Source organism: Streptomyces sp. NPDC002206, from assembly GCF_053593595.1.
Map to the genome: position 1 here is coordinate 1 of NZ_JBSFCW010000071.1, position 9,759 is coordinate 9,759.

8 protein-coding genes are annotated in these 9,759 nt (G+C 69.2%); 3 read left to right on the top strand and 5 right to left on the bottom strand.

The annotated features are described in order from the left end of the window. Positions 1-284 precede the first annotated feature (284 nt). The 3 genes from ACWCP8_RS40600 to ACWCP8_RS40610 form a co-directional block, all read right to left on the bottom strand. Complete coding sequence (locus ACWCP8_RS40600) at positions 285-2,705, bottom strand: SpoIIE family protein phosphatase (protein WP_451121557.1); 2,421 nt, start codon at positions 2,703-2,705, stop codon at positions 285-287. Between the two features lie 905 nt (positions 2,706-3,610). Then, positions 3,611-3,766 (bottom strand): hypothetical protein, encoded by a 156-nt coding sequence (locus tag ACWCP8_RS40605; protein WP_382841764.1) that lies wholly within the window; start codon positions 3,764-3,766, stop codon positions 3,611-3,613. A gap of 13 nt (positions 3,767-3,779) precedes the next feature. Beyond that, a complete protein-coding gene (locus ACWCP8_RS40610) occupies positions 3,780-4,274 on the bottom strand; it encodes a hypothetical protein (protein ID WP_451121559.1) in 495 nt (164 codons plus the stop codon). Positions 4,275-4,868: 594 nt separating this feature from the next. Between ACWCP8_RS40610 and ACWCP8_RS40615 the strand changes: the two genes are divergently transcribed. From ACWCP8_RS40615 to ACWCP8_RS40625, 3 genes are all read left to right on the top strand, one after another. Then, the gene (locus ACWCP8_RS40615; protein WP_451121561.1) at positions 4,869-5,570 is read left to right on the top strand and encodes a hypothetical protein; all 702 of its coding nucleotides are present in this window, start codon (positions 4,869-4,871) and stop codon (positions 5,568-5,570) included. Positions 5,571-5,644: 74 nt separating this feature from the next. Next, complete coding sequence (locus ACWCP8_RS40620; protein ID WP_352271323.1) at positions 5,645-5,806, top strand: hypothetical protein; 162 nt, start codon at positions 5,645-5,647, stop codon at positions 5,804-5,806. A gap of 227 nt (positions 5,807-6,033) precedes the next feature. After that, complete coding sequence (locus ACWCP8_RS40625; protein WP_352271325.1) at positions 6,034-6,387, top strand: allene oxide cyclase barrel-like domain-containing protein; 354 nt, start codon at positions 6,034-6,036, stop codon at positions 6,385-6,387. Positions 6,388-6,634: 247 nt separating this feature from the next. On the opposite strand, the gene ACWCP8_RS40630 is transcribed toward ACWCP8_RS40625, so the two are convergent. Then, positions 6,635-8,887, bottom strand: coding sequence for a SpoIIE family protein phosphatase (locus ACWCP8_RS40630; protein ID WP_352271326.1), 2,253 nt, complete (start codon positions 8,885-8,887; stop codon positions 6,635-6,637). Positions 8,888-9,289: 402 nt separating this feature from the next. Continuing rightward, positions 9,290-9,439, bottom strand: a complete 150-nt coding sequence (locus ACWCP8_RS40635; RefSeq protein ID WP_352271328.1) for a hypothetical protein — start codon at positions 9,437-9,439, stop codon at positions 9,290-9,292. Positions 9,440-9,759: the final 320 nt, after the last annotated feature.

The following is a 9,759-nucleotide window of genomic DNA, read 5'->3' on the forward strand; positions in this document are numbered from 1 at the left end:
GTTCGGCATCCTTGGCGGTGTCTCGGCGCAGCAGGACCACGGGGACGGACAACAGCGCGCGGGCGGTGCGGCAGAGCAGGAACACGATCATCAGGGCACCATTACAAGTCCCCACCGACGAGCCCGGACGCGGACGCTGACCAACAGCGACGACTTTACGAGCCCCACAGGGGCAGCGCGGCGGCGCGCAGCAGGGCCGTCCGGGACCGGTAGTGCTCGGCAAGCAGACTGCTGTACGCGCCCTGACCGGGGCGAGGGTTTCCCGCGGCTCGGCCACCGTGCTCTCACGGTCGGCCGGAAAGGTCCTGTTCTGCCCAGATGGTCTTGCCGAGGCGGGCGTGCCGGGTTCCCCAGCGCTGGGTGAGCTGGGCGACCAGGAGCAGGCCGCGTCCGCCCTCGTCGAACACTCGGGCCCGCTTGAGGTGCGGCGCCGTGCTGCTGTTGTCGCGGACCTCGCAGATGAGGCTGCGGTCGTTGATCAGCCGCAGCCGGAGGGGCGGCGCACCGTATCGGATCGCGTTGGTGACCAGTTCACTGACCACCAGCTCGGTGATGAAGGCGAACTCCTCCAGCCCCCATGCCGCCAGCTGGTCGAAGGCGTTCTTGCGGGCCCCGGCGACGGCGATGGGGTCAAGCGGGATGTTCCAGGTGGCGACCCGGTCGGCTGGCAGCACCCGGGTGCGGGCCAGGAGCAATGCGATGTCTTTCTCGGAACGCCCGGGGACCATTGCGTCGAGAACGGTGTCGCAGACGGCTTCAAGAGACTCGGCGGGCTGGGCGAGGGGCTGGCGCAGCAGGTCGACCTTCTCCCCCGTGTCACCGGCGTTCCCCTCGATCAGGCCGTCGGTATAGAGGGCCAGGATGCTGCCCTCGGGCAGTTCGACCTCCACCGCTTCAAAGGGCAGGTTGCCCAGACCGAGCGGCGGGCCGCTGGGGAGGTCGAGGAAGTCGACGGTGCCGTCCGGGCGCCGCACCACGGGCAGGGAATGTCCGGCGCGGGCGAGGGAGCAGCGGCGGGAGACCGGGTCGTAGATCGCGTAGAGGCACGTGGCACCGACGTCCCCGGTGGAGTGGGGACCGGAGGCGGTGGGAGCTTCGGCGTTCAGGCGGATGACGACGTCGTCCAGGTGGGTGAGCAGCTCGTCGGGAAGGAAGTCGAGGTCGGCGAGGGTGCGCACCGCTGTGCGCAGCTGGCCCATGGTCGCGGACGCCTGGATGCCGTGACCGACGACACTGCCGATGACCAGGGCGACCCGGGCACCGGAGAGCGGGATGACGTCGAACCAGTCGCCCCCCACCCCCTCCTCTGTACGGGCAGGCAGGTAGCGGGAGGCCACCTCAAGCCCTGTCTGCTCCGCCAGTCGCCAGGGCAGCAGGCTGCGTTGGAAGGTCACGGCCGTCGTGCGCTCGCGGGTGTAGCGGCGAGCGTTGTCGATGCAGACGGCCGCTCGGGCGGTGAGCTCCTCCACCAACAGCAGGTCGTCCCGTTGGAAGGGCTCCGGCCGTCGATGGCGGATGAAGAAGGCCACACCGAGGCCGACGCCACGGGTCCGCAGCGGCGCCACGATCACCGAGTGAGTGCCCAGGTCACGAAGTCGGGCGGCCTCGACCGGTTCGTGATCCGCCCATCGGGCGAGGGCAGGATCGGTCATCTGGTATATGGCGGGCGCGACCGCCCCCAACCACTCGGCAGCAGGGGAAGATACGGCGGGGGTGGTTGTCTCTCCCACTCCGACCGAGGACTCGGGCGCGCCCGGAAGGATGGACCGCTGGGCGGTACGGCGCATGGTGACCGGGCCCGTCATCGGGCCGGAGGGAAGCTCTCCGCCGCCGTCGAGGCCGGTCAGCAGATCGACGGCGACGAAGTCCGCGAGCCGCGGAACGGCCAGGTCGGCCAATTGCTGCGTGGTCACGGTCACGTCCAGGCTGGTACCGATGTGCTTGCCGGCCTCGTTGAGGAGCAGCAGCCGCTGCCGGGCCTCGTACTGTTCGGTGGTGTCCTGCGCCGCGAAGCACACTCCGCACAGGCGGCCGGCCGGGTCGTTCAGCGGGGCGAGATGGATGGCCCATGCGTGTTGGCGCCTCTCGCCCGCCACGCGCAGGTAAACCTCCAGGTACTGCCGCTCACGCGTCTCCAGTACGCGGCGCATGGCCTGCTCGATCCTCTCGCACGCGGGGTGCGGTGCCGCCTCCGTCATGCGCATCCCGCGCACCTGGTCCCCGGTAAGGGCGATCGCGTGCTCCTCGTCGGCGTTCGTGTGCACATACCGCAGATCCGTGTCGAAGATCGCCAAAATGCACGGCGACTGGCTGAAGCACCACTCGATCGGGACGCCGTCCTCCGCCCGTTGGGCCGGTCCCCGGGCCGCGTCCCATACAAGGAGCCAGTCGGACCCGTTCCGCCCCACCCGACGATGCGCGAGCAGCTCACCCGACACAGGGTGGCCGTCCCGGTGCCGTACCGCCACATGCCCTGTCCAGCTCGGCTGACCGGCCAGGAACGCCCCGTCAGCCGGTGCATCCTCGGCCAGAAGCTCGACAGCCGGCCGACCCACGACATCCTCGGGGCGGTGGCCGAACAGACGCCGGGCGCCCTCACTCCACCCGGTCACGACGCCCTGCTTATCGGTGGTGGCCGTCGCGACGTCCGCCGTACCGAAGGCATCAGCGGGCGGATCCTTGGAGGTGGCGCCGTGGCCCGTCATTGCAACTCCTGTGCAGAGAATCTTCCCCGACAGCCCTACCCGCACACGGGCCAGGAGCCGCGCAGTGCTACGGCAACCGGACTACTGGCGCCGAAAAGTCATCCGCGCAGACCACAGCCTTGATCATTAATTCGGCAGGGTCATTCGGGGCCGGCCTCGAGGAGATCGTGCCGGGGGTCACCCACCGAGGCGACGGCATCGGACGCTGGACCGCCCGGCAGGTAAGGGACTGGCCGCAGCTCAACGAGGAACAGCAACGCCGACTCACGGGACTCGGCGTGAAACCGGCTGCACAGCCCCAGAAGACGGCGGCACTCGGAGGCCCGAAGACTGGGGCCGGGAGGGGCTCCGACGCGTTCACACGGGGCGTAGCAGCCCTCGCCCAGTACATCCAACGCGAAGGAAAGACCGTGGTCGGAAGACAGCAAGCACGTCGAAGAACTCGCCGACGGCACCTCCGTACGACTCGGCGTCTTCCTCAGCAACCAGAAAAGCCGACGCCACCGACTCACCGACCACCAACTCGCACAGCTCGCCAACCTCGGACTCGACTGGGCATGACTGTCAGCCGCAGCAGGGCGGTGAAGCCTGACACGTCATACCGACCGGCAACCAACTGACCTGCATCATCACCAAAAGCATCAGCCCCAGATCGGCATTCGTGTCACCACTCGAATCACCAACCACAACAAGCTGAACAGAAGAAACCCCATACCTGACGCACCGACATCACACTGCCGGGCCGCACGGGCGGTCAGCTCACGGTGGACCGCGGCCACATTCCCCTTCCACAGCGTCAACAGACCGCGCACCTCTGGGGTGACCGCGAAACGGTCCCGCGTTTGGGCCCGCGTTCCGGGCTCGTCGGCTGCAGCTTCGTCACGCTCGGCAGCAGCCAGCCACCGTCACACCGTCCGCTCCGTCATCTGAAGGGCCTCGGCCACCAGCCGCACATGCCCGGTGGTCAGCTTCTGCTCACCGCGCAGGGCCAGCCGCCGGCCCCCGAAGAACCGCAGCCAGCCCTGCCCCGTCGCGCCGCGGGGCCAGGGAGGGGCTGTCATTGCATGTGGCCGGTCACGAGGGAGTGATGCGCTCGGTCCGGCTCGCGGTGATGCGCTGGGCGGCGAGCTCGCGGGCCTGCGTGATACCGATGCCGGTGAGGGTGAGAATGTCGGCCAATGGCACGATGCGGCCGGCGCCGCCCCAGTAGCCCTCGGGGATCTCGGCGGGGAACACCCACACGCGCCGGGGGTCGCGCGGCCAAATTCCGTTCTCGGCGTCGAGAATCGCTTCGGTTACCTCGGCGACCACGGCCTCCCGGGCCTGCCGGTCGAGCTGTCCTTCCGGGACCGAGGCGATCACCCGGTAGCGGGGCGCGTCGACGGGATTTCCTCCCACGTAGAGGGCGGCCGGACGGTGCAGGAAAGCCCACGAAATGGCCCGGGTCCCGGGATCGGCGGGATCGAATCCCTCGTAGCCGATGAGGATCTCGGTGATGCGGTTCAGCAGCGCGGCTTCGGCGTCGGCCTCCAGCGCACCTTCGGGTATGTACACATCGAGCATGGGCATGGCCCGACCTCCTTGCTCTGTTTCTGCGGCTCACACGGAGCGGCGGTTCGGCGCCACTCGCGTGCCAGGACCCCTGGGCGCACGGCGACGTGCTGGCCCGATGGATCCCGCTGACATTTATGAGCATATGCGCATATATCGCGGACGGCAAGCGTGGAGCCTTCCCGCGCGGAGGGGCCGTTCAGGCGCCCCCCTTCCGCCACCAGACGACCCTGCACTCGTGGCGCGCCGGATGGCCGGCGGGCCGTCGCGCGCAAAGTCCGGCCCCACGTGAGGCGTTGACTGTCGGCCGCTCCCCCTGCGGCACAGTCGCCAGGGTTGCGATCGCCGCGGCGGCCGCCGCCGGCATGCCGGGCGGTGGATGGCGACAGAGGGTTGCCGCCCCACACTTAGGAGCATATGCTCCTAAGTGGACGGGGTGCGTTTTTTGGCGTTTCGCCTATTCAGTCGGCCGGTCGCCGGGAGGCGACAGGACCGGAAGCGGAGGCGGCTGCGGCAGCGGCAGCGGGTTACTCGAGCGCGGGTGACCGGTGTGGGCCCGTCCGTCCGAGCAGTGCGCACGGTGCGGCTGTGACTCGAGTGAAGGAATCATCTATGTCTGTCAAGAACAAGGTGCTGGCTGCTGCGGCAGTGGTGACCCTTGCGGGTGGTCTCAGTGCGGTGGGGACTCTGTCCGCGAGTGCGGCAACGCCCGAGTGTGGCGCGAGCTGCATCAAGATCTACAGCGCCAAGTTCGGGACGTCCGAGCAGCCCAACCTGGTTGAGACCGTCTACCGAGGATTGGCGAGGGTGGGACAGCCCACCGCTATGCACCCCGTCAGCACGTACCGTGCGGCCGGGGACATCATCGGCCACCGCGCGGGCGCGGTGTCGGACTTCTACAAGGACGGCCTCGTGTCCGCCGAGGTGAACAAGCACTACGGCAGCCTGCATGCGGTGGAGGTCGAGTATGCGCCGCATGGCCAGCGCACCGGTCTGTGCGCGGGCCTCACTCACACCGCGTACCAGGACGAGGGTCTCACGCTGCAGAAGTGCGGTGTGTCGGCCAAGACCGTCTGGATCATCGACACCGCAGACTCGCCTGCGACGGCCTCCCAGGGCCACTTCCCGCTGGTCAGCGGCTCAACCAGGAACTTCGCCCACCCCTATGCGATGACCTTCACGCACCACGCGTCGTTCCAGCACGGCGATCACAGGCACAGCGGCGATCTGGTTCCCAACCAGATCCGGGTCGACAGGCTGATGGGCAACCCGTCCCACGTCCCCGCCGGCCAGCTCTGGGGCACCACGAAGTAGCACCACTCCTGACGTTGCGAACATGCCTGTGGCGCCGCTCCCGCGGGAGCGCACACCACAGGCGTGTTCGGGGCATGGATCACGAGCCGCACGGATCGGGCGTCGCGATCCAGCGTCAAGCTGACGGCGTCGACGAGGTCTTCGGCTCGCTGGTGACCATCATCTGGAGCCGCAATGAGCAGCGGGCGCTGCATGCACCGGTGGTCTTGCGCACCACCGACACCGGACACAGCTAGCTGGTCCAGCCCGGCCGCGTCCCGCAACCCCGGCCGGTCGGATCGGGGTTCGCGGCGGCCGAAGTCGAGGCCCGCGCCGCAGACCTTCTGATCACCCTCTAGACGCGCCGGGCCGCGAGCGCGGACTGGATCACCGGGGACGCCGCTGCCGCCGTCTCGTCGCCGGTGCACCGCTCGCATCGGCCGGCACCTTCGACGGCCACCACCACCGCACCGAAATCATCCAGATGCTCGCCAAACAGACCCAGACCGCATCCATCGACGTGGGCAAGACGGGACACAGCCTCGGCGACCAGCTGGTGATTGCCGAGGACCTGTACCAGAACGGGAAGAAGGTCGGCGACCACAGTGTGGTGTGCACCTACGTGCACACCGGCCCGGACGCACTGCAGTGCCTGGGCACCTTCTCGCTGCCCCAGGGGCAGATCACCGGGCAGGCCCTCCTCCACCTCCCGGCCGCCTCCGCCGTCGACGTCGCGATCACCGGCGGCTCGGGCGCCTACAGCGCCGCCGGAGGCCACGTCCACACAGTCCCGGCCGGTACGACGGAGAGGCACCCCACTTTCAGCGTCACCCGGTGACCGCACCGGGACGACCGTGGTGAGGCAGCGCAGGATCCGCTGCTGACCCCGCCCAGATCTGCAGGCATCCTTCCTCACCAGGAGGGCCGCACGCCGGCCTGCCGCAATCGCTGCGGGCAGGCCGGCATCAAGCCCGGCAGGACGGGTCTCCTGGCCGTGGTTCAGGCCCGCGATGCCGGACCTGCCTGCGAGGAGCCGTATGTCGTGTCGGGCGGTTTCACGGGCGGAGCGAGAGCATGATCGCGGCTCAGACAGCCGGGATGGGCATGTCCAGTGACACCGTCTTGCCCCGGCCATTGGGGAAGCTGTGCCACCCACCGGCGAGGGCTTCCACGATGGGGAGGCCGCGGCCATGTTCGGCTTCCGCGTTCTCCTCCTCGTCGAGCGCCAGTGGCGAGGGAACGGGCGGGTTGCTGTCGGAGTCCCGTACTTCCAGCCGGACATGATCCGCGAACGCCCTCAGCCGGACATCGACGTCGCTGCCCGCATGGATGAGCGCGTTGGTCACGATCTCGGAGGCGATGAGTTGCAGGGAGTCCGACATCTCCGTAAGCCCCCAGGCACACAACCGGTCGCTGACGAAGTTCCGTACCGCTTTGACTCCTTGGACGTCCCGGCGCTGAATACGTAGGCTGGCCGTTCGCGGCGCGCCCGCGCCGGCGGCGTCCTCGTAGCGGGCCAGGAGCAGCACCGCGTCGTCGCGGCGTTGCTGCGGGCCGGAGACCTCGGCGACGAGGTGGTCGGCCAGGTGCTCGAGATCGGTGCCAGCCGCGCGGTTGCCGGAGTCGAGGAGTGCCTGGGCGCTGGATCCCGGGTCGGTGGCGCTTCCGCCGATCAGGCCGTTCGAGTACAGCATTAGGACCGTCCCGGGCTGGAGGATGTGCTCACGCCCTCGGTAGGCGTCGGGCGCTGGGACGCCGAGCGGGACGTTGGCGGGTGCGCCGAGCGTGCCGGTGCTGGCGTCGGGCCGGAGCACCAGCGGCTCCGGATGTCCGGCCAGAGCCACCTCCGTGGTGCCGTCGGCCGTGTCCAGCGCGAGGACGCAGCAGGTCACGAGCAATTCCGTGCGTAGTGCGGTGAGCAGCCGCGCGGTCCGGTCAATCACCGTGGCGGGCCGGTGTCCTTCGATCGCGTAGGCGGCCACCGCGGTGCGTACCTGGCCCATGACGGCGGCGCTCTCCACGGCGTGTCCTTCCACGTCGCCGACGACCAGCACCATCCGCTCGTCCGTCAGTCTGATCACGTCGTACCAGTCGCCGCCCACTTTCGCCGTGACAGTGGCAGGCCGGTACCGCGCCGCCGTGGTCAGTCGGGGCAGCTCGGGCAGTGTGGAGGGCAGGAGTCGCCGTTGAAGGCATTCGGCTGTCTGGTGCTGCTTCTCGCTCAGTCCTACGCGCTGCACCGCCGCGCCCAGCAGGGCCGCCATCATGCTCAGGGTGGCTCTCTCCCCCGGCGGGAAGTCACGCGGGCCCGGGAACGACAGGCAGCAGACGCCGACGACGTTCTTGTGTCCCATGAGAGCCAGGTCGGTGGTCTGGCTGCTGGCGATGAGAGGCAGGAAGGCCTCGGTTCGTGGCGAATCCTCGTACCAGTCGGGGTGGGCAGCCGACGGGTGGCCTGCGGAGATGAACAGCGGGCGTCCCTGGGCAGCCTGTGCCGCGGGCGTGGGGGCGGTGAGAGGGGTGCCATGGACGTTTCGGACCATTCCTGACGACCTACCGCTGTGCCCCAGGATCCACAGGCGGTTCTCGCCGGCCGATGCCAGGACCAGGGCGTCGGCATGCAACGGCGACATGATGCACTCCTGGGCCGTTGTGACGATGTCGCCCGGGGTGGTGGCCTGGTTCAGCAGGTCGGAGAGCCGCCGCAGTGGATACATCAGGCTGACGCCCGAGGAGCCGGGAACGCCGGACACTCCCCAGCCCGGGGTGTCGGCGTTTGTATCCGCATCGAACCTCGCCGGCACCAGGGCCGGCGTGGGCCCGGGGGCGATCGTGACGCCACGCTCTGCGAGCGCTGCGAGGACCTCGGCGAGTTCGGCCGCGACGTCCTGCACGACCGTATGGTCTGCCCCTCGGTAGTCGCCGCAGGTCTCCGGCCGCAGGACAGTCAGGGCACCGAAACGCCGGCCGGCGGCAAGGACCGGGGCCGCAAGCGTGGCGTACGGGTAGGGCCGGCCGTACTGCTGCTGCGTCGGTGCGGGGTCGGGATCGGCCAGGAACGCTGTTGTCCCCAAAGCCAGAGCACGCGCTGTCGCGCAGGCCGCCTTGAGGGGCATCCGTGCCGGAAGGGTGAACAGGGACGGCGCACCACCTACGATCATCGCCGCGCGGAGCTCGGTGCCGTCCTCGGTCAGGAGATAGACCGCGGCCGCCGCCGCGTCAACCTGCTGCATCGTCTTGCGGACAGCAGTGTGCAGTGCCTCCGTGAGATCCGCGCCCTGACTGTGAGCGGACCGGTCTCGACGGCGGTGCTCTTCGGCTCCGCTGCTCGTCACCATGGAACGAATCCCTCAACGGCGAGTATAGATTCGCAGCCCGTCATGATGCGCGACACAGCCGCTGCCGGGCGGGAAGGCAGCCCTCAGACGTGGTCGTCGTCCGTGCGGGGGGTGCTGCACGTTCTGCGGGCAGGTCCACCGACCTGCCGAGGGGGCCCGGTCTCCTGTGACCGGGCCCCCTCGGCAGGCCTCTGGAGCATGGGAACGCCCCGGGGCCGCGAACCCTACGGACGGCGCCGTTGCCGTCTTCGGGTCAGTCAGGTGTGCAACGCCTCACTGGGTGTCGGTGGTGCGGTCTTCACCGGGTGCCGTGAAGGAGTGGGTTCCGGCGTGGGCGTCGCGCTCGCGAAGGTGGGGTGCCGGCGTGCGGTCGACCACGAGGCTGAGCAGTTCCGGGCGGCTTTAGTGGCCGCGTGTGTCCGCCAGGCGCTTGCGTCGGTCGATCAGCTCGAAGTCCAGGTCGGCGATGACCTCGCCCTCGCCGGACGTGAGCGGTTCGCCGATGATGCGGCCCTCGGGGTCGACAATGGCGGTGAAGAAGCCGCCGGACATCGCAGCGGCTGGGGCGCCGGTGTCCTCGTCGCCGCGCCGGGCCGCCGGCTCAGACGTGCAGGCAGCGGCTTCCCCGAAAGGCTTAGTACTCCAGCCGTACTTCGGTATTTGGGCTGGTCAGCGACCTGACGGCAGGGATTTTAGCCGCGGCGTCACAGGCGTGCGAGGGCTTTGGCTGACAGTTCCTTCGGACGGGGGCCCTGTCGCATATCCGTGGGCGTGTCGGAGTAGTTCTTCAGCGTGATCGATGAGGCTCCGGCAGGTGTGTGGGATCGGGAACTCGAGGAACTCTTCTTGCGGGTCGGCGCCCGCTTCGCCCG

Bases quoted from the DNA above. Each gene is read 5' to 3' on its own strand.
- ACWCP8_RS40600 (WP_451121557.1), bottom strand. From the start codon at position 2,705: ATGACGGGCCACGGCGCCACCTCCAAGGATCCGCCCGCTGATGCCTTC.
- ACWCP8_RS40605 (WP_382841764.1), bottom strand. From the start codon at position 3,766: ATGACAGCCCCTCCCTGGCCCCGCGGCGCGACGGGGCAGGGCTGGCTG.
- ACWCP8_RS40610 (WP_451121559.1), bottom strand. From the start codon at position 4,274: ATGCCCATGCTCGATGTGTACATACCCGAAGGTGCGCTGGAGGCCGAC.
- ACWCP8_RS40615 (WP_451121561.1), top strand. From the start codon at position 4,869: ATGTCTGTCAAGAACAAGGTGCTGGCTGCTGCGGCAGTGGTGACCCTT.
- ACWCP8_RS40620 (WP_352271323.1), top strand. From the start codon at position 5,645: ATGGATCACGAGCCGCACGGATCGGGCGTCGCGATCCAGCGTCAAGCT.
- ACWCP8_RS40625 (WP_352271325.1), top strand. From the start codon at position 6,034: ATGCTCGCCAAACAGACCCAGACCGCATCCATCGACGTGGGCAAGACG.
- ACWCP8_RS40630 (WP_352271326.1), bottom strand. From the start codon at position 8,887: ATGGTGACGAGCAGCGGAGCCGAAGAGCACCGCCGTCGAGACCGGTCC.
- ACWCP8_RS40635 (WP_352271328.1), bottom strand. From the start codon at position 9,439: ATGTCCGGCGGCTTCTTCACCGCCATTGTCGACCCCGAGGGCCGCATC.